This is a genomic window from Bacillus sp. Root920 (assembly GCF_001429445.1).
Lineage (GTDB): Bacteria > Bacillota > Bacilli > Bacillales > Bacillaceae > Bacillus > Bacillus safensis.
This window is the reverse complement of the sequence record NZ_LMJV01000014.1, coordinates 20,620-46,166: the sequence shown is the minus strand read 5'-3', so window position 1 is coordinate 46,166 and position 25,547 is coordinate 20,620. Positions and strand designations below refer to the sequence as shown.

Annotated in this window: 32 protein-coding genes; all 32 read right to left on the bottom strand. The window is 42.4% G+C overall.

The genetic code is table 11. The annotated features are described in order from the left end of the window. Position 1: 1 nt before the first annotated feature. A complete protein-coding gene (gene map, locus ASE42_RS18350) occupies positions 2-748 on the bottom strand; it encodes a type I methionyl aminopeptidase (RefSeq protein ID WP_003217210.1) in 747 nt (248 codons plus the stop codon). Further along, positions 745-1,398 carry an adenylate kinase gene (locus ASE42_RS18345; protein ID WP_024425604.1) on the bottom strand — a complete coding sequence of 218 codons (654 nt, stop codon included), beginning with the start codon at positions 1,396-1,398 and terminating at the stop codon, positions 745-747. Before ASE42_RS18345 ends, map begins: the two co-directional genes overlap by 4 nt. A 55-nt stretch (positions 1,399-1,453) precedes the next feature. Next, positions 1,454-2,746 carry a preprotein translocase subunit SecY gene (gene secY / locus ASE42_RS18340; RefSeq protein WP_024425603.1) on the bottom strand — a complete coding sequence of 431 codons (1,293 nt, stop codon included), beginning with the start codon at positions 2,744-2,746 and terminating at the stop codon, positions 1,454-1,456. Position 2,747: 1 nt separating this feature from the next. Then, positions 2,748-3,188 carry a 50S ribosomal protein L15 gene (gene rplO / locus ASE42_RS18335; protein ID WP_003216888.1) on the bottom strand — a complete coding sequence of 147 codons (441 nt, stop codon included), beginning with the start codon at positions 3,186-3,188 and terminating at the stop codon, positions 2,748-2,750. A gap of 30 nt (positions 3,189-3,218) precedes the next feature. After that, positions 3,219-3,401: a 50S ribosomal protein L30 gene (rpmD, locus tag ASE42_RS18330; protein ID WP_003217067.1), complete on the bottom strand. Its 183-nt coding sequence runs from the start codon at positions 3,399-3,401 to the stop codon at positions 3,219-3,221. Between the two features lie 13 nt (positions 3,402-3,414). Next, a complete protein-coding gene (rpsE, locus tag ASE42_RS18325; RefSeq protein ID WP_007496332.1) occupies positions 3,415-3,915 on the bottom strand; it encodes a 30S ribosomal protein S5 in 501 nt (166 codons plus the stop codon). 24 nt (positions 3,916-3,939) lie between these two features. Beyond that, the gene (gene rplR / locus ASE42_RS18320; protein WP_008356544.1) at positions 3,940-4,302 is read right to left on the bottom strand and encodes a 50S ribosomal protein L18; all 363 of its coding nucleotides are present in this window, start codon (positions 4,300-4,302) and stop codon (positions 3,940-3,942) included. Positions 4,303-4,334: 32 nt separating this feature from the next. After that, entirely contained in the window at positions 4,335-4,871 is a 537-nt protein-coding gene (gene rplF, locus ASE42_RS18315) for a 50S ribosomal protein L6 (protein WP_024425602.1), read from the bottom strand. 31 nt (positions 4,872-4,902) lie between these two features. After that, positions 4,903-5,301 carry a 30S ribosomal protein S8 gene (gene rpsH, locus ASE42_RS18310; RefSeq protein ID WP_007496327.1) on the bottom strand — a complete coding sequence of 133 codons (399 nt, stop codon included), beginning with the start codon at positions 5,299-5,301 and terminating at the stop codon, positions 4,903-4,905. A 31-nt stretch (positions 5,302-5,332) separates the two neighbouring features. Next, a complete protein-coding gene (gene rpsN, locus ASE42_RS18305; RefSeq protein WP_008356542.1) occupies positions 5,333-5,518 on the bottom strand; it encodes a 30S ribosomal protein S14 in 186 nt (61 codons plus the stop codon). A gap of 22 nt (positions 5,519-5,540) precedes the next feature. Next, complete coding sequence (gene rplE, locus ASE42_RS18300; RefSeq protein ID WP_024425600.1) at positions 5,541-6,080, bottom strand: 50S ribosomal protein L5; 540 nt, start codon at positions 6,078-6,080, stop codon at positions 5,541-5,543. Between the two features lie 25 nt (positions 6,081-6,105). Beyond that, on the bottom strand, positions 6,106-6,417 hold the full coding sequence (gene rplX, locus ASE42_RS18295) for a 50S ribosomal protein L24 (protein ID WP_008356538.1): 312 nt from the start codon (positions 6,415-6,417) through the stop codon (positions 6,106-6,108). A gap of 35 nt (positions 6,418-6,452) precedes the next feature. After that, positions 6,453-6,821: a 50S ribosomal protein L14 gene (gene rplN / locus ASE42_RS18290; RefSeq protein ID WP_003216882.1), complete on the bottom strand. Its 369-nt coding sequence runs from the start codon at positions 6,819-6,821 to the stop codon at positions 6,453-6,455. A gap of 39 nt (positions 6,822-6,860) precedes the next feature. Beyond that, positions 6,861-7,124, bottom strand: coding sequence for a 30S ribosomal protein S17 (rpsQ, locus tag ASE42_RS18285; RefSeq protein ID WP_003216906.1), 264 nt, complete (start codon positions 7,122-7,124; stop codon positions 6,861-6,863). A 25-nt stretch (positions 7,125-7,149) separates the two neighbouring features. Then, positions 7,150-7,350 (bottom strand): 50S ribosomal protein L29, encoded by a 201-nt coding sequence (rpmC, locus tag ASE42_RS18280; RefSeq protein WP_003217155.1) that lies wholly within the window; start codon positions 7,348-7,350, stop codon positions 7,150-7,152. Further along, on the bottom strand, positions 7,340-7,774 hold the full coding sequence (gene rplP / locus ASE42_RS18275; RefSeq protein WP_003156478.1) for a 50S ribosomal protein L16: 435 nt from the start codon (positions 7,772-7,774) through the stop codon (positions 7,340-7,342). The genes rpmC and rplP overlap by 11 nt, the downstream gene beginning before the upstream one ends. Before the next feature lies 1 nt (position 7,775). Continuing rightward, positions 7,776-8,432 (bottom strand): 30S ribosomal protein S3, encoded by a 657-nt coding sequence (gene rpsC / locus ASE42_RS18270; RefSeq protein ID WP_003217241.1) that lies wholly within the window; start codon positions 8,430-8,432, stop codon positions 7,776-7,778. A 3-nt stretch (positions 8,433-8,435) separates the two neighbouring features. Next, on the bottom strand, positions 8,436-8,777 hold the full coding sequence (rplV, locus tag ASE42_RS18265) for a 50S ribosomal protein L22 (RefSeq protein ID WP_007496316.1): 342 nt from the start codon (positions 8,775-8,777) through the stop codon (positions 8,436-8,438). A 17-nt stretch (positions 8,778-8,794) separates the two neighbouring features. After that, positions 8,795-9,073, bottom strand: a complete 279-nt coding sequence (rpsS, locus tag ASE42_RS18260; protein WP_003216920.1) for a 30S ribosomal protein S19 — start codon at positions 9,071-9,073, stop codon at positions 8,795-8,797. A gap of 57 nt (positions 9,074-9,130) precedes the next feature. Further along, the gene (rplB, locus tag ASE42_RS18255) at positions 9,131-9,964 is read right to left on the bottom strand and encodes a 50S ribosomal protein L2 (protein ID WP_024425599.1); all 834 of its coding nucleotides are present in this window, start codon (positions 9,962-9,964) and stop codon (positions 9,131-9,133) included. A gap of 28 nt (positions 9,965-9,992) precedes the next feature. After that, positions 9,993-10,280: a 50S ribosomal protein L23 gene (gene rplW, locus ASE42_RS18250; protein ID WP_003217016.1), complete on the bottom strand. Its 288-nt coding sequence runs from the start codon at positions 10,278-10,280 to the stop codon at positions 9,993-9,995. Continuing rightward, positions 10,280-10,903, bottom strand: coding sequence for a 50S ribosomal protein L4 (gene rplD, locus ASE42_RS18245; protein WP_024425598.1), 624 nt, complete (start codon positions 10,901-10,903; stop codon positions 10,280-10,282). Before rplD ends, rplW begins: the two co-directional genes overlap by 1 nt. 27 nt (positions 10,904-10,930) lie before the next feature. After that, complete coding sequence (rplC, locus tag ASE42_RS18240; RefSeq protein ID WP_024425597.1) at positions 10,931-11,560, bottom strand: 50S ribosomal protein L3; 630 nt, start codon at positions 11,558-11,560, stop codon at positions 10,931-10,933. Positions 11,561-11,597: 37 nt separating this feature from the next. Beyond that, positions 11,598-11,906, bottom strand: a complete 309-nt coding sequence (rpsJ, locus tag ASE42_RS18235; RefSeq protein ID WP_003156464.1) for a 30S ribosomal protein S10 — start codon at positions 11,904-11,906, stop codon at positions 11,598-11,600. 218 nt (positions 11,907-12,124) lie between these two features. Beyond that, positions 12,125-13,084, bottom strand: coding sequence for an alpha/beta fold hydrolase (locus tag ASE42_RS18230; protein ID WP_056768519.1), 960 nt, complete (start codon positions 13,082-13,084; stop codon positions 12,125-12,127). A gap of 109 nt (positions 13,085-13,193) precedes the next feature. Next, complete coding sequence (gene tuf, locus ASE42_RS18225) at positions 13,194-14,384, bottom strand: elongation factor Tu (protein ID WP_024425595.1); 1,191 nt, start codon at positions 14,382-14,384, stop codon at positions 13,194-13,196. A 118-nt stretch (positions 14,385-14,502) separates the two neighbouring features. Beyond that, entirely contained in the window at positions 14,503-16,581 is a 2,079-nt protein-coding gene (gene fusA / locus ASE42_RS18220; protein ID WP_024425594.1) for an elongation factor G, read from the bottom strand. 54 nt (positions 16,582-16,635) lie between these two features. Continuing rightward, entirely contained in the window at positions 16,636-17,106 is a 471-nt protein-coding gene (gene rpsG, locus ASE42_RS18215) for a 30S ribosomal protein S7 (protein ID WP_008356520.1), read from the bottom strand. A gap of 121 nt (positions 17,107-17,227) precedes the next feature. After that, complete coding sequence (gene rpsL, locus ASE42_RS18210; protein WP_008356518.1) at positions 17,228-17,647, bottom strand: 30S ribosomal protein S12; 420 nt, start codon at positions 17,645-17,647, stop codon at positions 17,228-17,230. Between the two features lie 113 nt (positions 17,648-17,760). Beyond that, positions 17,761-18,009, bottom strand: coding sequence for a 50S ribosomal protein L7ae-like protein (locus ASE42_RS18205; RefSeq protein ID WP_024425593.1), 249 nt, complete (start codon positions 18,007-18,009; stop codon positions 17,761-17,763). 144 nt (positions 18,010-18,153) lie between these two features. Then, positions 18,154-21,753 (bottom strand): DNA-directed RNA polymerase subunit beta', encoded by a 3,600-nt coding sequence (gene rpoC / locus ASE42_RS18200; RefSeq protein WP_024425592.1) that lies wholly within the window; start codon positions 21,751-21,753, stop codon positions 18,154-18,156. 61 nt (positions 21,754-21,814) lie between these two features. Beyond that, entirely contained in the window at positions 21,815-25,396 is a 3,582-nt protein-coding gene (rpoB, locus tag ASE42_RS18195) for a DNA-directed RNA polymerase subunit beta (protein WP_024425866.1), read from the bottom strand. Between the last annotated feature and the right edge of the window lie 151 nt (positions 25,397-25,547).

Genomic DNA, 25,547 nt, shown 5'->3' with positions numbered 1-25,547 from the left:
CCTAAATCTTAGTCAGTATATCAAAACCTGTATCTGTAATCGCAATCGTATGCTCAAAGTGAGCACACTTTTTCCCATCAACCGTTACAACCGTCCAGTTATCAGCCAATGTTTTCACATATCGGCTGCCTGCGTTCACCATCGGTTCGATGGCCAACACCATTCCAGGTTTTAGCCGCGGGCCTTTGTTGGGCGGACCATAATGAGGAATTTGAGGGTCCTCATGAAGATCCTGTCCGACCCCATGTCCAACATATTCTCTAACAACTGAAAAATTCTCATTTTCAACATACGTTTGTATGGCATGGGAAATGTTCGACAGACGTTCGCCTGGCTTTGCTTCCTGTAAGCCTTTATATAGAGATTCCTCTGTGACTTCCAGTAGTTTGCGGTCTTCATCACTGATTACCCCAACTGGATAAGTCCAAGCAGAGTCACCATGATAGCCATTTAACTTTGCGCCAATATCGATACTAATGATGTCACCATCACGTAAAACCCGTTTACCAGGAATACCGTGAACGAGTTCTTCATTCACCGAAACGCAAATGCTCCCGCGAAAACCATTATACCCTTTAAAAGATGGGATTGCACCCTGCTTTGTAATAAAACGTTCGGCAATTTGATCCAATTCTTTTGTCGAAATACCTGGTTTTATGTGTTTCTTCAGCTCTTCATGAGTCAGTGCGACAATACGTCCAGCTTCTCTCATAATCTCAAGCTCGCGAGGAGTTTTACAGATAATCATTTATTTAATCCTCCAAGCAGGTCCTTAATATCTGCATATACATCGTTAATGTGCTTCGCACCATCAATGTTTGCAAGATATCCTTTTTCTGAATAGAAGTTCAGTAAAGGTTCAGTCTGCTTTAAGTTTACTTCAAGTCTAGTCGAAACGGTTTCTGCATTATCATCTGCACGTTGATAAAGCTCGCCTCCGCACTTGTCGCAAACATTTTCTTTCGCAGGTGGATTGAATACTAAATGATATGTTGCTCCGCAATTTTTGCAAATTCTTCGGCCAGTCAGACGCTCCATCAAAGCATCTTTATCGACTTTAATATTAATGACATAATCAATCGTTCTGCCAAGGTCCTTTAGAATTTCTTCTAAAGCTTCAGCCTGAGCGACTGTTCGCGGAAATCCGTCCAGAAGAAAACCTTGTTCACAATCATTTTTGCCAAGTCTTTCTCTAACAATACCGATTGTGACCTCATCAGGAACAAGCTCTCCTTTATCGATAAAGGATTTTGCTTCGAGCCCAAGTTGTGTCTCCTCTTTCATAGCAGCGCGGAACATATCTCCTGTTGAGATATGAGGGATCCCATAATCATCAACAATTCGTTCTGCCTGAGTGCCTTTACCAGCACCCGGAAGCCCCATTAAGACTAAGTTCATTTCGGATTTCCCCTTCCTTACTTAGAGAGGTTGGGCAGCTGCCCAGCCCTCTGTTTTATTTCATAAATCCACGGTAATTTCGTTTCACTAATTGGCTTTCAAGCTGTTTCATTGTTTCAAGTGCAACACCTACAACAATGAGAAGACTTGTGCCGCCAATTTGTGCAGCGGAAGGTAATCCAGCGAATTGAATGAAAAAGATAGGAAGTATTGAAATCACGGCTAAGAAAATGGCGCCCACAAACGTGAGTCGGTACAAAATGCTCGTAATTCTATCTTGAGTCATTTTCCCTGGACGAACTCCCGGGATATAGCCACCCTGCTTTTGCAGATTTTCAGCCATTTGTTCAGGATTGACTTGGACAAAGGCATAAAAATATGTGAAAGCAACAATCAGCGCTACATAAATCGTCATACCGATTGGCTTAGTATAGTCAAAGTTGTTGGTTATCCAAGTTGTCACATTATTGGTTCCGAAGAACGATGCGATCGTCTGCGGAGTAATAATGAAAGAAACGGCAAAGATGACTGGAATCACCCCTGCTGGATTCACTTTCAATGGAAGGTGCGTTGCTTGACTAGCAGACATTTGTGCACGGCCAGTTCCCTTTGAATATTGAATTGCAATCTTTCTCACTGCCATTTGAATGTAAATAACACCGATAACAATGACAAGAATGGCAATGACAATAAGGGCAATTTTAAGGATTTGCATGAACAGCTGTCCATCTCCACCTACAAATTGTTGAGCGTACACTTGTTTTAATGTTTGAGGGATACCAGCGATGATACCGGCAAAGATAATAATCGAAATACCATTACCAACACCGTGAGCAGTAATCTGCTCACCCAGCCACATTAAAAATGCTGTTCCCGCAGTGAGTACGACCGCAATTAAGAGATACGTTGAAACACCAGGGTTTTCAATCAGCATGCCTCCTGCCATATTGTTGAATCCATATGACATTCCCAGCGCCTGGATAAATCCTAGAACAATTGTAAAATACCTTGTGAATTGTGCTAATTTTCGGCGGCCAACCTCTCCTTGCTTTGACCACTCAGTAAACTTCGGCACAACATCCATCTGCAAGAGCTGAATGATGATCGAAGCAGTGATATACGGCATAATCCCCATTGCAAGAATGGAGAATTGGAAAAGTGCCCCGCCCCCAAACGTGTTGAGGATTCCGAAAACACTCATTTGATCCTGTGCCTGGAGAACATCGGCGTTCACATTAGGCACAGGGATGAAAGCACCTATACGAAAGACGACTAACATTAAAAGTGTGAATATAATCTTATTCCGTATATCTTTCACGCGCATAAAATTGGAGATTGTCTTAAACAAGTTAGATCACCTCGGCTGTACCGCCAGCAGCTTCAATCGCTTCTTTCGCAGAAGCAGAGAATTTATTGGCTTTTACAGTTAATTTTTTTTCTAATTTACCGTTGCCAAGAATTTTTACTCCTGCTTTTAACTTGCTTATTGCACCAGTCTCTAGAAGAAGTTCAGGAGTTACTTCCGTTCCTTCGTCAAAACTGTTTAATCTGTCTAAGTTGATTACCGCGTAATCTTTACGGTTGATGTTTGTAAAACCACGTTTTGGAAGGCGTTGGAATAAAGGCATCTGACCACCTTCGAAACCAGGGCGTACACCGCCGCCAGAACGAGCGTTTTGACCTTTATGACCTTTACCAGAAGTTTTACCGTTACCTGATCCAATACCACGACCAACACGGTTGCGTACTTTACGTGAACCTTCTGAAGGCTTCAATTCATGAAGTTTCATTTGGGCACCTCCTTATCGATTAAAAATGTTTTATTGTTCTTTAACAGAAACTAAATGAGACACCTTGTTAATCATGCCGCGGATCGCTGCATTGTCTTCATGTACGACTGTTTGGTTTGTTTTCTTAAGACCAAGAGTACGAACAGTGACACGCTGATCTTCAGGGCGACCGATTACACTGCGTTTGAGGGTAATTTCTAATTTATTTGCCATTATTGTTCCCTCCTTATCCTAACAGGTCTTCTACAGATTTTCCACGAAGCTTCGCTACATCTTCAGCACGTTTAAGCTCACTTAAACCTTGAAGTGTTGCGCGGATCATGTTGATCGGTGTATTAGAACCTAGAGATTTAGAAAGGATATCAGCTAGACCAGCAAGCTCAAGTACCGCACGCACTGGGCCTCCAGCGATAACTCCTGTACCTTCTGAAGCAGGCTTCAATAGAACGTTTCCTGCACCGAATCGACCGATGATTTCATGTGGAATTGTAGTTCCAACCATTGGTACTTCAATTAAATTCTTTTTCGCATCTTCAACAGCTTTGCGTATCGCTTCTGGTACTTCTTGTGCTTTACCAGTACCGAAACCTACATGACCGTTTTTGTCACCGACAACAACTAAAGCTGCAAAACGGAAACGACGTCCACCTTTAACAACTTTCGCTACGCGGTTAACCGTAACTAAGCGTTCTTCTAACTCTAATTTGCTTGGGTCAATACGACTCATTCGGATGTGTCCCTCCTTCTTTTATTAAAATTTAAGTCCAGCCTCACGAGCAGCTTCAGCTAGAGCTTTTACACGTCCATGATATAGGTATCCTCCGCGGTCAAATACCACGTTAGAGATTCCTTTTTCAACAGCACGTTTTGCAACAAGTTCGCCAACTTTCGTAGCAGCTGCAGTGTCAGAACTATTCTCGATCTTTAACTCTTTATCAAGAGTAGAAGCACTTACAAGTGTTACACCGTTAACATCATCAATTACTTGAGCGTAGATATTCTTGTTAGAACGGAAAACGTTAAGGCGAGGTCTTTCAGCAGTACCTGAAAGTTTCGCACGAACACGAGCATGTCTTTTAAGACGAGTAGCGTTTTTGCTAGTTTTCGTAATCATCCGAGTCACTCCTTTCTTCACTTTAAGCGATCTTACTTACCAGTTTTTCCTTCTTTACGGCGAACGAATTCACCTTCGTAACGAATTCCTTTACCTTTGTAAGGCTCTGGAGCACGGACAGCGCGGATGTTAGAAGCTAGAGCTCCTACACGCTCTTTATCGATACCTTTAATGATTACTTTCGTTTGAGATGGAACTTCGATTTCAACTCCAGCCTCAGGAACGATTTCAACTGGATGAGAGTATCCAACGTTAAGAACAAGTTTGTTTCCAGATTTAGCTGCACGGTAACCGACACCGATAAGTTCTAAACCTCTTTCGAAACCTTTAGATACACCTTCAACCATGTTTGCAATCAAGCTACGTGTTGTACCATGTAATGCACGGTGTTCTTTATTTTCAGACGGACGGCTTACAGTTAAGACGTTGTCCTCAATTTTAATTTCCATATCAGGGTGAAATGCACGAGTTAGTTCACCTTTTGGTCCCTTTACTGTCACTGTGTTATCGTTGTTTGTCACAGTTACTCCTGAAGGGATCTCGATTAGTTTTTTACCTATACGAGACATACCAAGCACCTCCATTCATCTTAAACTTTTTTTACCATACGTAAGCAAGTACTTCTCCACCAGCTTGTTTAGCACGGGCTTCTTTGTCCGATAAAACACCTTGTGATGTAGAAATAATTGCGATTCCAAGTCCGTTAAGTACACGTGGTACTTCATTTGATTTCGCATATACGCGTAAACCAGGTTTACTGATTCTTTTAAGACCAGTGATAACACGTTCGTTGTTTTGGCCGTATTTAAGGAACAAACGGATAATTCCTTGTTTGCTGTCTTCGACGTACTCAACGTCACGGATAAAACCTTCACGCTTTAAGATTTCAGCAATTTCTCTTTTGATTTTTGAAGCCGGTACTTCTAGCTTCTCATGACGTACCATGTTCGCATTGCGAATACGAGTCAGCAAATCTGCAATCGGATCTGTCATAACCATTATTTAATAACCTCCTTCCCATTTATGGGGATTACCAGCTGGCTTTTTTAACGCCAGGAATTTGTCCTTTATATGCAAGTTCGCGGAAACAAATACGGCAAAGTTTAAACTTACGAATAACTGAATGTGGACGTCCACAACGTTCGCAGCGCGTATACTCTTGAACTTTAAACTTTTGTTTGCGTTGTTGTTTCGCAATCATAGACTTTTTAGCCACGATTTCGCCTCCCTTTCATTGATTATTTCTGGAACGGCATACCTACTTGAGTTAATAACTCACGTGCTTCTTCGTCCGTATTGGCAGTAGTAACGATAACGATATCCATACCGCGGACCTTTGTTACTTTATCGTAATCAATTTCTGGGAAGATTAACTGTTCTTTAATACCAAGCGTGTAGTTTCCACGACCGTCGAAAGATTTCTTAGAAATCCCGCGGAAGTCACGTACACGTGGTAAAGACACAGAAATAAGTTTATCAAGGAAATCATACATGCGCTCTCCGCGAAGTGTTACTTTCGCACCGATTGGCATTCCTTCACGTAGACGGAATCCAGCAATAGACTTCTTCGCACGAGTAACGACAGGTTTTTGACCAGCGATAAACGTTAATTCTTCAACAGCAGTATCGATTGCTTTAGCGTTTTGAACGGCGTCACCAACACCCATGTTGATCACGATTTTTTCGATTTTTGGCACTTGCATTACTGAAGTGTATTCAAATTTAGAAACTAATGCAGGTGTAATTTCTTTTACATACTTTTCTTTAAGGCGGTTCATGAGAAAGACCTCCCTTCCTTATTTACTATTTATCTAGAACTTGCCCAGATTTTTTCGCTACACGGACTTTCTTTCCGTCCTCAACTTTATACCCAACACGTGTCACTTCACCCGTTTTAGGATCAAGCGGCATTACGTTTGATACGTGGATCGGCGCTTCTTGTTCAGAAATTCCGCCTTGAGGGTTAGCTTGGGTTGGTTTAGAGTGTTTTTTCACAAGGTTAATACCTTCTACTAAAACACGTTCCTTTTTAGGGAAAGCAGCAAGGATGACACCTTGTTTACCTTTATCTTTACCAGAGATAACCACTACTTTATCGCCCTTTTTAACATGCATTTAATCGCACCTCCTTGAGTCGCGGATTGTATTCATTAAAGTACTTCTGGTGCTAGAGAAACAATTTTCATATAGTTGTTTTCACGAAGTTCACGTGCTACTGGTCCGAAGATACGAGTTCCACGTGGGCTCTTGTCGTCACGGATGATGACACATGCATTTTCATCGAAACTGATGTAAGATCCATCGTTTCTGCGAGCTCCGCTCTTAGTACGAACGATAACTGCTTTCACAACTTCACCTTTTTTGACAACGCCTCCAGGTGTTGCTTGTTTAACCGTACAAACAATGACATCACCGATGTTAGCCGTTTTACGTCCAGAGCCACCAAGAACTTTAATCGTTAGTACTTCGCGTGCGCCAGAGTTGTCAGCTACTTTTAAACGAGTCTCCTGTTGAATCATTAATGTTACCTCCTTTCGGAAAAAGAAATCCGAACTTTATTAGATAATAACGGCTTCTTCGACAACTTCAACTAGACGAAAGCGTTTAGTCGCAGATAAAGGACGAGTTTCCATGACCTTTACGATGTCTCCGATTTTTGCTTGGTTGTTTTCATCATGTGCTTTGAACTTTTTAGAGTATCTTACACGTTTGCCATAAAGTGAATGCTTTTTGTATGTTTCAACTACAACAGTGATGGTTTTATCCATTTTGTCAGAAACAACACGACCTTGATACACTTTACGTTGGTTACGTTCGCTCATGTTTGCGGGGCCTCCCCTCTAATTATTATTTATTAGCAGCGATTTCTCTTTGACGAATCACAGTTTTCATGCGTGCGATTGATTTACGCACTTCACGAATGCGAGCAGTGTTTTCAAGCTGCCCAGTCGCTAATTGGAAACGAAGATTGAAAAGTTCTTCTTTAAGAGACTTTACTTTTTGTTCAATTTCAGCAGTGGTAAGGTCACGAATTTCATTAGCTTTCATTTGATTCACCACCAATTTCTTCACGTTTTACGAACTTCGTTTTAATTGGCAATTTGTGAGATGCAAGACGAAGAGCTTCACGAGCAACTTCTTCAGACACACCAGAAATTTCAAATAAAACTTTGCCCGGTTTTACTACAGCTACCCATCCTTCTGGAGCACCTTTACCGGAACCCATGCGGACCTCTAGAGGTTTAGCTGTGTATGGCTTAGAAGGGAAAATTTTAATCCAAACTTTACCGCCACGTTTCATGTAACGAGTCATAGCAATACGAGCAGCTTCGATTTGACGGTTTGTGATCCAAGAAGCTTCAAGAGCCTGGATACCGTACTCACCGAAATGTACTTCAGTACCGCCTTTTGCACGACCACGCATTTTTCCACGATGTTCTCTGCGATACTTCACGCGTTTTGGCAATAACATATTATTTTCCTCCTTCCGCAGTATTCTTCTTAGTTGGAAGGACTTCTCCACGATAGATCCATACTTTTACGCCAAGCTTACCATAAGTAGTGTCAGCTTCAGCAGTAGCATAGTCGATGTCAGCACGAAGTGTGTGCAATGGAACAGTACCTTCACTGTAATATTCAGAACGAGCAATATCTGCACCGCCAAGACGACCAGAAACCATTGTTTTGATTCCTTGTGCTCCAGCACGCATTGTGCGTTGGATTGTTTGTTTTTGTGCACGACGGAATGAAATACGGTTTTCAAGTTGACGAGCGATGTTTTCAGCAACTAGCTGAGCATCAAGATCTGCTCTCTTGATTTCAAGAATATTGATGTGTACACGTTTGCCAGTTAGGCTGTTAAGAGCTTTACGAAGTGCTTCAACTTCAGATCCGCCTTTACCAATTACCATACCTGGTTTAGCCGTGTGGATTGTGATATTTACGCGGTTTGCAGCACGTTCGATTTCTACTTTAGAAACAGACGCGTCAGACAAACGCTTGCTGATGAATTCACGGATTTTCAAGTCTTCATGTAAGAAGTCAGCGTAATCTTTTCCTGCGAACCATTTAGATTCCCAATCACGAATGACGCCAATACGAAGACCTACTGGATTTACCTTTTGACCCACGGATTATCCCTCCTTCTTTTCTGATACAACGATTGTAATGTGGCTAGTACGTTTGTTAATTGCGCTCGCACGACCCATAGCACGTGGACGGAATCTCTTAAGTGTTGGACCTTCGTCAACGAATGCTTGAGTAATCACTAGGCTGTTAGCGTCCAACTCGTAGTTGTGCTCAGCGTTTGCGATAGCAGATTTTAATACTTTTTCAATAATTGGTGAAGCAGCCTTAGGTGTAAGGTTTAAGATAGAAACTGCTTCTCCTACTTGCTTACCTCGGATCAGGTCCATTACTAGACGTGCTTTACGAGGAGCAATACGGACTGTTCTTGCGACAGCTTTAGCTTGCATTTAAAAGCCTCCTCTCATTAGCGTCTTGTTTTTTTATCGTCACTAGCATGACCTTTGTAAGTACGGCTTGGTGCGAATTCGCCCAATTTGTGACCTACCATATCTTCAGAAATGAAAACAGGTACATGTTTGCGTCCGTCATAGACAGCGATTGTGTGACCGATGAATTGTGGGAAAATTGTAGAACGACGAGACCAAGTTTTTACGACTTGCTTTTTGTCAGTTTCATTCAATTTCTCGACTTTAGCCATCAAATGATCATCAACAAATGGTCCTTTTTTTAAGCTGCGAGCCATTGTGGAACCTCCCTTCGTGATTGAACTACGGTCCTAAATGAACCGTAGACAACCCCGTTACTTGTTTTTACGACGACGTACAATGAATTTATCAGACTTGTTGGTTTTCTTACGAGTCTTGAATCCAAGAGTCGGTTTACCCCATGGAGACATTGGTGATTTACGTCCGATTGGAGCGCGTCCTTCACCACCACCGTGTGGGTGATCGTTAGGGTTCATTACAGAACCACGAACTGTTGGGCGTACGCCTTTCCAGCGAGAACGTCCAGCTTTACCGATGTTGATTAATTCGTGTTGCTCGTTTCCAACTTGACCGATAGTCGCACGGCAAGCAGAAAGAATCATGCGAACTTCTCCTGAGTTCAAACGTACAAGAACGTATTTACCTTCTTTACCTAGAACTTGAGCAGAAGTACCAGCAGAACGAACTAATTGTCCACCTTTACCTGGTTTTAATTCAATGTTATGCACAACTGTACCAACTGGGATGTTGATAAGTGGAAGAGCATTACCTGGTTTGATGTCAGCTTCTGGTCCAGAAGTAACTTCAGTACCAACTTGGATTCCTTTCGGAGCAAGAATGTAACGTTTCTCACCATCTGCATAGTTTACAAGAGCGATGTTAGCTGAACGGTTTGGATCATACTCGATTGTAGCAACGCGTCCAGGTATACCGTCTTTATCACGCTTAAAGTCGATGATACGGTATTGACGTTTGTGACCGCCACCTTGATGACGAACAGTCAATCTACCTTGGTTGTTACGTCCGCCTTTTTTGTGTAGCGGTGCAAGCAACGATTTTTCTGGTTTGTCAGTCGTGATTTCAGCAAAATCTGAAGTAGTCATGCCACGACGACCATTACTGGTTGGTTTATACTTTTTAATCGCCATTTTGAATTTCCCTCCTTCTTTTTAAGATTTACGCTTCAAAAATTTCGATTTCTTTGCTGTCAGCAGTTAATTTCACGATCGCTTTTCTGCGACGGCTAGTCATACCAGTGTAGCGTCCAACGCGTTTTGATTTTCCTTTGTAGTTTTGAACGTTGACTTTCTCAACTTTCACTCCAAAGATTTCTTCAACAGCGTCTTTCACTTCTGTTTTGTTAGCTCTGACATCAACTTCGAACGTGTACTTCTTCTCTGTCATTAGATCAGCAGAACGTTCAGTAATGATAGGGCGCTTTAGAACATCACGAGGATCTTTCATTATGCAAGTCCCTCCTCTACTTTTTCAACCGCTGCTTTAGTGATCAGAAGTTTGTCGTGGTTGACAACGTCAAGAACGTTGATACCGTTAGCTTCAACAACTGTTACTCCAGGGATGTTACGAGCAGATAAAGCAACTGTTTCGTTTGCATCCGCAGTGACGATCAACGCTTTCTTCTCAACAGATAATCCTTTAAGGATGCCTGCGAATTCTTTCGTTTTCACTGCATCAAGAGTCAGATCTTCAAGAACGATGATGTTGTTGTCGATTACTTTAGAAGACAATACTGACTTGATAGCCAAGCGGCGAACTTTTTTAGGTAATTTATAAGAATAACTGCGTGGTGTTGGACCGAATACGATACCGCCTCCGCGCCATTGTGGTGAACGGATAGAACCTTGACGAGCACGACCTGTACCCTTCTGTCTCCAAGGCTTACGACCTCCGCCACGTACTTCAGAACGAGTTTTTACTTTATGAGTTCCTTGACGTAAGGAAGCTCTTTGCATAAGAATAGCATCGAATACTACGCTTTCGTTTGGCTCGATTCCAAACACAGAAGCGTTTAATTCGATTTCACCGTTAGTAGAACCGTTTTGGTTATATAATGCTACTTTTGGCATGACTTGTTTCCTCCTTTCCTAAGAGAGTTATTTAGATTTAACTGCACTCTTTACAGTTACTAGAGATTTTTTAGCTCCTGGTACGTTTCCTTTGATCAATAGAAGATTGCGTTCTGCATCAACTTTAACGATCTCAAGGTTTTGGACAGTGATTTGCTCTCCGCCCATACGACCTGGAAGAAGTTTACCTTTGAATACACGGTTTGGATCAACAGGTCCCATTGAACCAGGACGACGGTGGTAACGTGAACCGTGAGTCATTGGTCCGCGTGATTGTCCGTGGCGTTTGATAGCCCCTTGGAATCCTTTACCTTTTGATGTTCCTGTTACATCTACGATATCTCCATTTGCGAAAATATCAACTTTGACTTCCTGACCAACTTCATACGCATCTAACTCCGCACCGCGTAATTCTTTTACGAAGCGCTTAGGAGCAGTTTCCGCTTTAGCAACGTGGCCTTTCTCTGGTTTGTTAGAAAGCTTTTCACGTTTATCATCAAAACCGATTTGGATTGCTTCATAGCCATCCGTGTCAACAGTCTTCTTTTGAAGAACAACGTTAGCAGCAGCCTCAACAACAGTTACAGGGATAAGATCACCGTTTTCTGCGAATACTTGCGTCATACCAATTTTTCTACCTAAGATTCCTTTGGTCATTAGTCACACCTCCTATAATATGTGTTTTCTATTTGAATTAAAGTTTGATTTCGATATCTACACCAGATGGTAAATCTAAACGCATAAGTGCATCAACTGTTTGCGGAGTTGGATTCACGATGTCGATTAGACGTTTGTGAGTACGCATCTCGAATTGCTCACGAGAATCTTTGTACTTATGCACCGCACGAAGGATTGTGTAAACTGATTTTTCAGTTGGAAGCGGGATTGGACCAGATACACTAGCACCAGAACGCTTAGCCGTTTCAACAATCTTCTCAGCAGATTGATCAAGAATTCTATGATCATATGCTTTTAAACGAATACGAATTTTTTGTTTTGCCATTATTTTCCCTCCTTTTCGCCTACTTACGTTAGACAGTTCTCCGTGAGAAAAACCTGATCACCTCGCCATGGCAAAGCGGCCGGGTGTGTCAGCAACCTCTCACTTCATCGCAGTCAAAGACCAACATGCACTATTGTACCAAATTGGCCTGCGTGTTGCAATAATAAATCGGATAAATTTATGATTTGCACACTTTTCATATTATACAGGGATTCAGCCTATAAATCAAGCTTTCCCTGAAGATGATGTATAGCAGTCTTTCTTATGATACGTATAAATTCATCTGGCTCTTCGATATGCGGAGAATGTGCAGAGTCTTTAAAGGTAAACCATTCTTTGATTGGTGCTTTTAATTGATCAACATATGGTTTTGATACAGCAGCTGGTGTAATCATGTCGTGATCGCCAATGAGAAAGTAGCACGGTATTAATATAGTAGAAACTCGGTATTGAATACTCTCATTCATTAGCTGATCCCATAACTTGTCTTGACTAAAATTCTGCCCTTTTATGAACTTCCATTTATCTTTCAGCTGATATTGCTTACTAAAAAGAAACCCTTTTAGTATTTGAAAAACCGGCTTCCATCTATGTGTGAGACCTACGCTCGCAAACTCTTTATATAGAGAAAACAAGGCATGAGCTGATGTCCGTTTCCATGGAGGCGGTGTCAGTAATCGCAGACACCCAGCAAACAGCCGATTGCGATGGTATTTCTTCAAAAGGAGCTCGTACGATACGATATCTTCCTTTAACACATCTACTACCTGACTAATCCCATAATAAGCATGATAAAGATCCGGACGCTTATGTACTGCTTGTATGGCAATTAATGATCCCCACGAGTATCCTGCGATATACAATTTTGAATGACCTAGATAAGATAGGATCTTCTCTGTCAATTCAATCGTGTCTTCAATAAATTGCTGAATGGTCATCGATGCATCGGGAAGATTCTCTTGATAGGAAAGTCCTGCGCCACGCTGATCCCAATGGACAACTGTAAAGTCTTGATCAAGTTCCTCGAGAAAGGAATCAATATAACTGATTTGAGCTGAGCCGGGCCCACCGTGTAGAAATAAAAGTACAGGCTTCGTTTCACTCGTCTGATCTTCTTTCATCCTAATCCATTGGTCAATTCCGCCGATCGACCATTTTTTCAAATATGTCTTTGCCATTCCAGCGATCCTCTCGGTTCCATTTAGATTCTATAGCTTATAGTAGCCGTTCTGATCTGGAAAAGCAAAAAAAGAGACCCTTTTGCAAGGAGTCTCTTTTATATGTTTATTACTTAACGATAGTTGAAACGACACCAGAACCTACAGTACGTCCACCCTCACGGATAGAGAAACGAGTTCCTTCTTCGATAGCGATAGTAGAGATAAGTTCAACTTCCATCTCAGTGTTATCGCCAGGCATTACCATTTCAGTACCTTCTGGAAGATGTACGATACCAGTTACGTCAGTTGTACGGAAGTAGAACTGCGGACGGTAGTTAGCGAAGAATGGAGTATGACGTCCACCCTCTTCTTTAGAAAGTACATAAACTTCAGCTTTGAAACGGCTGTGTGGAGTGATTGTACCTGGTTTAGCAAGTACTTGACCACGTTGGATATCTTCACGAGATACACCACGAAGTAGTGCACCGATGTTGTCACCAGCTTCAGCATAGTCAAGAAGTTTACGGAACATTTCAACACCTGTAACAGTTGTTTTACCGTTTTCTTCTTGAAGACCGATGATTTCAACTTCGTCACCGACTTTAACTTGTCCACGCTCAACACGACCAGTAGCAACTGTTCCACGACCAGTGATTGAGAATACGTCCTCAACTGGCATCATGAATGGCTTCTCAGTGTCACGCTCTGGAGTTGGGATGTACTCATCAACCGCATCCATAAGTTCAAAGATTTTTGCTTCGTAATCAGCATCTCCTTCAAGAGCTTTAAGAGCAGAACCTTTGATAACTGGTACATCGTCACCAGGGAAGTCATAGTCAGAAAGAAGGTCACGAACTTCCATTTCAACAAGTTCAAGTAACTCTTCATCGTCAACCATGTCACATTTGTTAAGGAATACTACGATGTATGGTACACCTACGTTACGAGAAAGTAGGATGTGCTCACGTGTTTGTGGCATTGGACCATCAGCAGCAGATACTACTAAGATCGCGCCGTCCATTTGAGCAGCACCAGTGATCATGTTTTTAACATAGTCAGCGTGTCCTGGGCAGTCTACGTGTGCATAGTGACGAGTTTCAGTTTCATACTCAACGTGTGCAGTTGAGATTGTGATTCCACGCTCGCGCTCTTCTGGAGCACCATCGATTTGGTCATAAGCCATAGCTGTACCTTTACCAGATTTCTTATGAAGAACTGTTGAGATAGCAGCAGTTAGAGTTGTTTTACCATGGTCAACGTGTCCAATTGTACCAATGTTAGCATGCGATTTGGAACGGTCGAATTTTTCTTTAGCCATTCTAAAAATCCTCCTTAAAGGTTCATTGTATTTGGTATAGAGTGATAGAAAGTGAAGAGTTACCTCTCACTTTCTGATCTTCAATAGTAGTTATACTTTAGTTTAAAGGCAAAATCAATTATTCACCTTTATTTTTTTTGATGATTTCTTCACTGATGCTCTTAGGCACTTCTTCGTAGTGATCCATGTGCATAGTGAAAGTACCGCGTCCTTGTGTGTTAGAACGGAGTGCAGTAGCATATCCGAACATTTCAGAAAGTGGAACCATAGCGCGAACAACTTGAGCGTTACCGCGAGCTTCCATACCTTCTACACGTCCACGACGAGATGTGATATCACCCATGATGTCTCCCATGTATTCTTCAGGGATAACGACTTCCACTTTCATCATTGGCTCAAGTAGAACTGGGTTACATTTGCTGACAGCATTTTTCAATGCCATAGATGCAGCAATTTTGAACGCCATTTCGTTCGAGTCAACATCGTGGTAAGATCCATCAAATAATTTTGCTTTGATGTCGATTAATGGGAATCCAGCTAATACACCATTTTCAAGTGAATCTTCAAGACCTGCTTGAATTGCTGGGATGTATTCACGTGGAACAACCCCACCGACGATTGCATTTTCAAATTCGAAGCCTGCGCCTTCTTCGTTTGGTTCGAACTCGATCCAAACGTGTCCGAACTGACCGCGTCCACCAGACTGACGTACGAATTTACCTTCAACTTTTGCACCAGAACGGAATGTTTCACGGTACGCAACCTGAGGAGCACCTACGTTAGCTTCAACCTTGAACTCACGCTTCATACGGTCAACAATGATATCAAGGTGAAGCTCACCCATACCAGAGATGATCGTTTGACCAGTTTCAGGGTTTGTTTGTGTACGGAATGTTGGATCCTCTTCAGCTAGTTTAGCTAAAGCGATACTCATTTTATCTTGGTCAGCCTTAGATTTAGGCTCGATAGCTACATCGATTACTGGCTCTGGGAATTCCATAGACTCAAGGATAACAAGATTTTTCTCGTCACAAAGAGTGTCACCAGTAGAAGTATCTTTAAGACCTACAGCTGCTGCGATATCCCCTGCATATACAGTAGAGATTTCTTCACGGCTGTTTGCGTGCATTTGAAGGATACGTCCAACACGTTCACGCTTGTTCTTAGAAGAGTTCTTCACGTATGAACCAGAATCAAGTGTTCCAGAGTATACGCGGAAGAAAGTTAGTTTCCCAACATAAGGGTCAGTCATAACTTTAAATGCAAGAGCTGCGAATGGTGCGTCATCAGTAGACTCACGAACAACCTCTTCATTTGAATCTGGCAGGATACCTTTGATTGCAGCAACATCAGTTGGTGCAGGAAGGTAGTCAAGCACAGCGTCAAGTACAAGCTGAACACCTTTGTTTTTGAAAGCAGATCCAACAAGAACTGGGTAGAATTCAACATTCAATGTTCCTTTACGGATTGCAGCTTTCAATTCAGGAATTGTGATTTCTTCACCCTCAAGGTATTTTTCCATAAGCTCTTCATCAAGCTCAGCGACAGCTTCAATTAGGCTGCTGCGAAGCTCTTCAGCTTTGTCTTTATACTCAGCAGGGATTTCTTTAGCATCAGAGCGAGTTCCAAGGTCATCTTCGTAGAAGTATGCTACGTTTTCTACAAGGTCGATGATTCCTTCGAATTGATCTTCAGCGCCGATCGGCAATTGAATTGCATGAGCGTTCGCTTGAAGACGATCTCTTAATGTGCTTACAGAGTAAAGGAAGTCCGCACCGGTTTTATCCATTTTGTTAACGAATACGATACGAGGTACTCCGTAAGTTGTTGCTTGGCGCCAAACTGTTTCAGTTTGTGGCTCTACACCTGATTGTGCATCAAGAACAGCAACCGCACCATCAAGTACACGTAAAGAACGTTCAACTTCAACAGTGAAGTCTACGTGTCCTGGTGTATCGATGATGTTTACACGGTAACCTTTCCATTGTGCTGTAGTAGCAGCAGAAGTGATTGTAATACCACGTTCTTGCTCCTGCTCCATCCAGTCCATTTGTGAAGCTCCTTCGTGAGTTTCACCAATTTTATGGATACGACCAGTGTAGTATAAGATACGCTCAGTCGTTGTCGTTTTACCGGCATCGATGTGAGCCATGATACCAATATTACGAGTTTTGTCTAAGGAGAACTCTCTTGCCATTGGGTAATTTCTCCTTCCTCATTAGGGAATAGTTTTTTTAGTTTGGTATAAATCCTACCAGCGGTAGTGAGCGAATGCTTTGTTCGCTTCTGCCATTTTGTGTGTATCTTCACGTTTCTTAACAGCAGCACCAGTGTTGTTAGCTGCGTCAAGGATTTCGTTAGCAAGACGCTCTTCCATCGTTTTTTCTCCACGAAGACGAGCGTAGTTTACTAACCAGCGAAGACCTAAAGTAGTACGACGGTCTGGGCGAACTTCTACAGGAACTTGGTAGTTAGCTCCACCTACACGACGTGCTTTAACTTCAAGAACTGGCATGATGTTTTTCAAGGCTTGTTCGAAAACCTCCATCGCTTCATTACCAGTACGTTCTTTGATGATATCAAATGACTTGTAGAGAATTGTTTGTGCTTTTCCTCTTTTACCGTCGATCATCATTTTGTTGATCAAACGAGATACAAGTTTAGAATTGTAAATTGGATCTGGCAATACGTCTCTTTTTGCTACAGGACCTTTACGTGGCATCTGAATAGCCTCCCTTCTCTTTTAAAAGGATTTCTATCTGTCTCTCATCTCAATATCATTGTCAGTTATCTGACTCCACTGATCTGATATCAACTTCTAAAAACCCTTATGTTTGTTTGTATTATTTGCTTTGTTTAGGGCGTTTTGTTCCGTATTTAGAACGTCCTTGCATACGACCGTCAACTCCGGCAGTATCAAGCGCACCACGAACGATGTGGTAACGTACACCCGGTAAGTCTTTTACACGTCCGCCACGGATAAGTACTACACTGTGCTCTTGTAGGTTATGTCCGATACCAGGAATGTAAGCTGTTACTTCAATCAGGTTAGACAAACGTACACGAGCATATTTACGTAGTGCTGAGTTTGGTTTTTTCGGTGTCATTGTACCGACACGAGTACAAACCCCGCGCTTCTGTGGAGATGTTACGTTAGTGTGCTCTTTTTTGAAACTGTTGTATCCTTTGTTAAGTGCAGGTGACTTTGAGTTTTCAACTTTACTCACGCGTCCTTTGCGTACTAGCTGATTAATTGTAGGCATGTTGTTATTCCTCCCTTCATTACTTTTTTTATAACCCACATACCCAGGTGGTTCATCAAAAGGCAAAAAACAATGCTTTTGCATTTTAAGCATGCAAAAACAAAACAAGTACGTTATAACATAATGGCAACAGCTGCTGCCCCAACTTCAATTCCGCAGGCCTTGCCGAGCTTTTTCATGGAATCTACCACTAAAATGTCTACACCCTTCTCTTGTGCTAGTTTCAATACACTAGCAGTTAAAGCAGGATCAGCATCTTTCGCTACGACGACTTCCTTTACTGAATCTCGTTTCAGAGCTTTTACTGTTTGCTTCGTACCGATAATAATGGATTGAGCCTGTGATACTTTATCATAAGACATCGAATATCCTCCAAAGTAACAGGTTTTATTTTGAGCACCTTGGTTATATTATCATCATGGCAGAAGGATGTCAATATCGTATGACAGATTATCTTGACATCCTTCACCATTTTTGATGATTTTATAGGAATCTCACGAGAAAGATTACTCTACAGGAACCATATCGTCAGACGGCTGCACTTGCGAAACCGGCTTAACTTTACGGTAGTTTGGCATTCCCGTTCCAGCAGGAACAAGTTTACCAATGATCACATTCTCTTTCAAGCCAAGCAGTTCATCACGTTTTCCTTTGATCGCCGCATCTGTTAGGACACGAGTCGTTTCTTGGAAGGATGCCGCAGACAAGAATGAGTCTGTTTCAAGCGAAGCTTTTGTAATACCAAGAAGAACTGGACGGCCTGTTGCAGGACGTTTGCCTTCGAATAGTACTTTTTTGTTCGCTTCAGTGAATTGATGTACATCAAGAAGTGTGCCTGGTAATACGTCTGTATCCCCTGCATCAGCGACACGCACTTTACGAAGCATTTGGCGAACCATTACCTCTACGTGCTTATCTCCGATTTCTACCCCTTGCATACGGTATACTTTTTGTACTTCATGAAGCAGATATTCTTGAACAGCTGTCATGTCAGTCACTTTAAGAAGTTCTTTCGGATCGATCGAACCTTCTGTAAGTACTTGACCACGAGTAACTGTGTCACCTTCAACAACTTTTAGACGCGCATTGTAAGGAGCTGTGTATGAGCGAGTTTCAACTTCGCCTTGAACCACAATTTCCTGCTGCTTGTCACGAACATCGTTAATTTCAGCAACGACACCATCAATTTCAGAAATTGTCGCTTGCCCTTTCGGATTACGCGCTTCAAATAGCTCTTGGATACGAGGTAGACCTTGAGTGATATCGTCTCCTGCTACCCCACCGGTGTGGAACGTACGCATTGTAAGCTGTGTTCCTGGCTCACCGATTGATTGTGCAGCGATGATTCCAACTGCTTCACCGACTTCAACGTCAGTACCAGTTGCAAGGTTACGGCCGTAGCATCGTTTACATACACCATGAGGCGTGTTACATGTAAATGCAGAACGGATCCATACTTCCTCAATTCCTGCTTCAACTACTTCAAGTGCTTTATCTTCATCAATTAGTTCGTTTTCGGCTACAATGACTTCGCCTGTTTCAGGATGAACAATTGGTTTTCTTGCAAAACGTCCGATCAGACGCTCTTCAAGTTTCTCAATAATTTCATTTCCTTCTTTAATAGACTTCGCCAAGATTCCACGGTCTGTACCGCAATCTGTTTCACGGATGATGACATCCTGTGCAACGTCAACGAGACGACGCGTGAGGTAACCTGAGTCAGCTGTTTTAAGGGCTGTATCGGCAAGACCTTTACGCGCACCGTGAGTGGAAATAAAGTATTCCAATACGGTTAAACCTTCACGGAAACTAGATTTAATCGGAAGTTCGATGATACGTCCAGCCGGGTTGGCCATCAGACCACGCATACCAGCCAGCTGAGTAAAGTTAGATGCGTTACCACGCGCTCCAGAGTCACTCATCATGTAGATTGGGTTGACTTCATCAAGGGACTTCATCAGTTTACCTTGGATCACATCTTTAGAAGAACTCCAGATTGAAATAACTCTCTCATAACGCTCTTCTTCAGTAATCAAACCACGTCTGAATTGCTTCATGACGTTATCTACTTTTGCTTGTGCTTCTTCAAGAATTTGCTGCTTATCATCTAATACGACGATATCAGACACACCAACCGTAATACCGGCTTTAGTAGAGTATCTGAAACCAAGATTTTTCATGCGGTCAAGCATTTTAGATGTCTCAGTGATATGGAATCTCTTAAAGATTTCTGCAATGATTTTACCTAAAATACCTTTTTTGAACGGCGCATTGATTTCTTGTTTCTCGATCGCAGCTTTTACATCCTCACCTTTTTCAAGGAAGAAACGATCAGGCGTTTTTTCTTCAATATTGCTCTTTGTCGGCTCATTCATGTATGGGAATGATTCCGGTAAGATTTCGTTAAAGATCAGTTTTCCAACTGTTGTAATCAACAATTTAGAACGCTGTTCATCAGTGAATGTCACATTCTTCAACGAGCTAGCTGCAACAGCTACACGTGTATGAAGATGCACATAACCATTTTGATAAGCTAGAAGGGCTTCGTCAGTATCTTTGAAGACCATACCTTCTCCGATAGCACCTTTGCGCTCAAGTGTAAGGTAGTAGTTACCAAGCACCATATCCTGAGATGGCGTAACAACTGGTTTTCCATCTTTCGGGTTCAAAATGTTTTGAGCCGCAAGCATTAAGATACGAGCTTCAGCTTGAGCTTCAGCAGACAATGGTACGTGAACCGCCATTTGGTCACCGTCAAAGTCAGCGTTGTAGGCTGTACATACAAGTGGATGCAGACGAATTGCGCGTCCTTCCACAAGTGTAGGTTCAAACGCTTGAATACCAAGTCTATGAAGAGTCGGTGCACGGTTTAGTAAGACTGGATGCTCACGAATAACTGATTCTAAAACATCCCATACTTCCGGCTGCACACGCTCAATTTTACGCTTCGCACTCTTGATGTTGTGAGCTAATCCTTTTTCAACAAGCTCCTTCATCACGAATGGTTTGAATAATTCAAGAGCCATTTCTTTCGGAAGTCCACACTGATACATTTTCAAATGTGGTCCTACGACGATAACGGAACGTCCAGAATAGTCAACACGTTTACCAAGCAAGTTTTGACGGAAACGTCCTTGTTTCCCTTTCAGCATGTGAGAAAGAGATTTCAATGGTCGATTTCCTGGTCCTGTTACTGGTCGGCCTCTACGTCCATTATCAATCAAGGCATCGACAGCTTCTTGAAGCATACGCTTCTCGTTCTGAACGATGATGCTTGGCGCGCCAAGATCTAATAAACGCTTCAGACGATTGTTACGGTTGATGACACGACGATAAAGGTCGTTCAAGTCAGAAGTAGCAAAACGTCCACCATCAAGCTGAACCATTGGACGTAATTCTGGTGGAATAACCGGAAGTACATCAAGAATCATCCAAGATGGTTTGTTTCCTGAGTTGCGGAAGGCTTCTAACACTTCAAGGCGTTTGATCGCACGTGTACGGCGCTGTCCTTGAGCAGTTTTCAGCTCTTCTTTCAGTGTATCTACTTCTTTTACAAGATCGATATCTTGAAGAAGTTTGTTGATTGCTTCTGCACCCATAGCTGCTTGGAATGTATTACCGTATTTATCTAAATAAGCACGGAATTCTTTCTCAGAAAGAAGTTGTTTCTTCTCAAGCGGTGTATTGCCCGGATCTGTCACGACGTAAGAAGCGAAGTAGATCACTTCTTCTAACGCACGTGGTGACATATCAAGAACAAGACCCATACGGCTTGGGATACCTTTGAAATACCAAATGTGGGAAACTGGGGCAGCCAGTTCGATATGCCCCATTCTCTCACGACGGACTTTTGCCCGTGTTACTTCTACACCACAACGGTCACATACAACACCCTTATACCGAACGCGTTTATACTTCCCACAATGACATTCCCAGTCTTTTTGCGGTCCGAAGATACGTTCACAAAAGAGACCATCTTTTTCAGGTTTCAGTGTACGATAGTTAATCGTTTCAGGCTTTTTCACTTCACCAAAAGACCAAGAACGGATTTTATCAGGTGATGCGAGACCGATGTTCATATACTCAAAATTGTTCACATCTAGCAAGGGGCCTACCTCCCTTTTAATCTTCGGGTTATACCCTAGTCACTTGCTCTAATCGTTTCTGCTATTCTTTTGTGACTGCGTCACGTTCAAGATCGACAGGTGCGAGGTCTGCAGCATCTTCGTCATTAGATAACGCTAATCCGTCTGCTTTCTTCGTTTCCTCATCGTCTTCTAAATCTCTCATTTCTATCTCTTCTTCATCGCCAGATAGGATTTTCACATCCATACCTAAACTTTGAAGTTCTTTGATTAACACTTTGAATGATTCAGGGACACCTGGTTCAGGTACGTTATCCCCTTTGACGATGGCTTCGTATGTTTTCACACGACCCACAACGTCATCCGATTTAACTGTTAAGATCTCTTGAAGTGTATATGCTGCACCGTAAGCTTCAAGTGCCCATACTTCCATCTCTCCGAAACGCTGACCACCAAACTGTGCTTTACCGCCAAGTGGCTGCTGCGTAACAAGTGAGTATGGTCCAGTTGAACGAGCGTGAAGTTTATCGTCAACCATGTGAGCCAGTTTGATCATGTACATGATTCCGACAGATACACGGTTGTCGAATGGTTCACCAGTTCGACCGTCATAAAGGACTGTTTTCGCATCACGGGACATACCTGCTTCTTCAAGCGTTTCCCAAACATCTTCCTCGCGCGCACCATCAAATACTGGTGACGCAATGTGGATGCCGAGGTAACGTGCAGCCATACCCATATGAAGCTCAAGTACCTGACCGATGTTCATACGAGATGGTACCCCTAGAGGGTTCAACATGATATCGATCGGTGTTCCGTCTGGAAGATAAGGCATATCTTCTTCTGGAAGGATTTTAGAGATAACCCCTTTGTTACCATGTCGTCCGGCCATTTTGTCACCTTCAGAAATCTTACGCTTCTGAACGATGTATACGCGGACTAATTGGTTTACACCTGGAGGTAATTCATCTCCATCTTCACGGTTGAAGACTTTTACATCGTGGATAATTCCGCCGCCGCCGTGTGGAACACGTAGTGACGTATCACGAACTTCACGAGCCTTTTCACCGAAGATTGCATGTAATAGACGTTCTTCAGCTGTTAGTTCAGTTACACCTTTAGGCGTTACTTTACCTACAAGAAGGTCTCCGTCTTTTACTTCTGCACCGATACGGATGATTCCGCGCTCGTCAAGGTTGCGTAAAGCATCTTCCCCAACGTTTGGAATATCACGAGTGATTTCTTCTGGTCCAAGCTTTGTATCACGAGCTTCTGATTCATATTCTTCAATATGAATAGACGTGTAGACGTCATCTTTTACAAGGCGCTCACTCATGATGATCGCATCCTCGTAGTTGTAACCGTCCCAAGTCATGAAGCCGACCATGACGTTACGTCCTAGAGCCAATTCACCTTTTTCCATAGAAGGACCGTCTGCAAGGATTTCCCCTTTAACGACTTCATCTCCAACACTTACGATAGGACGCTGGTTGTAGCAAGTCCCTTGGTTAGAGCGGACAAATTTCAGCAAGCTGTATTTGTCTAGGTTTCCTTTGACTTGTTGTCCGTCAACGTCTTCATAACGGCGAACCCAAATATTTTTTGCTTCTACACGTTCTACAACACCTGGGTAGCGGCAGATGACAGCAGCACCAGAGTCTTTACCTGATACGTACTCCATACCTGTACCAACAATCGGTGATTCTGGCTGCATCAAAGGCACAGCCTGACGCTGCATGTTCGCTCCCATTAGAGCACGGTTAGAGTCATCGTTTTCTAAGAATGGGATACATGCTGTCGCTGCAGAAACAACCTGCTTTGGCGAAACGTCCATGTAGTCAACGCGGTTTCGAGGAACAACGGTGTTTTCCCCTCTGAAACGAGCAATGATATTATCATCGATAAACGAACCATCATCAGCTAACTGAGCGTTCGCTTGTGCTACTACGTAGTTATCCTCTTCATCAGCAGTTAAGTAATCGATTCTCGGTGTCACTTTACCAGTTTCAGGATCAACCCGGCGGTAAGGTGTTTCGATAAATCCGAAGCGATTCACTTTTGCAAATGAAGATAGAGAGTTGATCAAACCAATGTTTGGACCCTCTGGTGTTTCAATCGGACACATACGTCCATAGTGAGAGTAGTGAACGTCACGAACTTCCATTCCTGCACGCTCACGTGTCAAACCACCCGGTCCAAGCGCTGACAGACGACGTTTGTGCGTCAATTCAGCAAGCGGGTTTGTTTGATCCATGAACTGAGAAAGCTGAGAACTACCAAAGAACTCTTTGATAGAAGCGATCACAGGACGAATGTTGATCAGCTGCTGAGGTGTGATCGTGTTTGTGTCTTGAATTGACATTCTTTCACGGACAACACGCTCCATTCTGCTTAAACCAATACGGAATTGGTTTTGCAGAAGTTCACCTACAGAACGCAGACGACGGTTACCAAGGTGGTCGATATCATCTGTGTCACCTACACCATGAAGAAGGTTGAAGAAGTAACTGATTGACGCAATGATGTCAGAAGGCGTGATGTTTTTCACAGCTTCCTCTACATATGCATTTCCAATCACGTTGATCACTTGCTCGCCTTCTTGATCAGTCGGTGCATAAATCTTAATAGATTGAAGTTCTACTTCATCTTCTACTACGCCACCATTAGGATAAAGCTTTCTAAATCCGATGCCGTTTTCTAAGTATGGAAGAACTTTATCAAGAACTCTTCTGTCTAAAATTTGACCTTTTTCTGCTAGAATTTCACCTGTTTCAGGATCAACTAGCGTTTCAGCCAATTTTTGATTGAACAGTCTATTTTTAATATGAAGCTTCTTATTAATCTTGTAGCGTCCAACATTTGCTAGGTCATATCTCTTCGGATCGAAGAAGCGAGAGTCTAGCAAGCTTTTCGCATTTTCAACAGTTGGCGGTTCTCCAGGACGGAGGCGCTCGTAGATTTCGAGAAGTGCTTTATCCGCATTCTCTGTATTGTCTTTTTCCAGTGTGTTGCGTAAGTATTCATTCTCGCCAATGAGGTCAAGAATCTCTTGATCAGAGCTGAAGCCGAGAGCACGCAAAAGAACCGTAACCGGCAACTTACGTGTGCGATCGATGCGTACATAGACTACATCCTTCGCATCAGTTTCGTATTCTAACCATGCGCCACGGTTTGGAATGACAGTCGCAGTAAAACCTTTTTTACCGTTTTTGTCTACTTTACCACTGAAATATACACTTGGAGAACGCACTAACTGAGAAACGATTACACGTTCCGCACCATTAATGATAAAAGTACCTGTGTCTGTCATGATTGGGAAATCACCCATGAACACATCTTGGTCTTTTACTTCTCCAGTTTCTTTGTTAATTAAACGAACTTTTACTCTTAGTGGAGCAGAGTAAGTTACATCACGTTCTTTTGATTCTGCTACAGGATACTTAGGATCCCCTAGGCTGTAATCAATGAATTCAAGAGAAAGGTTACCAGTAAAATCCTCAATTGGGGATATATCTTGAAACATCTCTCTAAGACCCTCATCAAGAAACCACTGATAAGAAGAGGTTTGAATTTCAATGAGATTTGGTAATTCTAACACTTCGCTTATGCGTGCGTAGCTTCTGCGCTGGCGGTGTCGTCCATACTGAACTAGTTGACCTGTCAACTGATTCACCCCTCAAATCATGCGTATTATATGTGTAAAAAGTATTTCTGTCTTTCAAATGTCAGTAAAGAAATACTTTTACAAGACAAAAGAAAAAAGGGTTTCTAAAATAAGAAAACCACATCCAAAAACAAATACCGATTTTATTAGT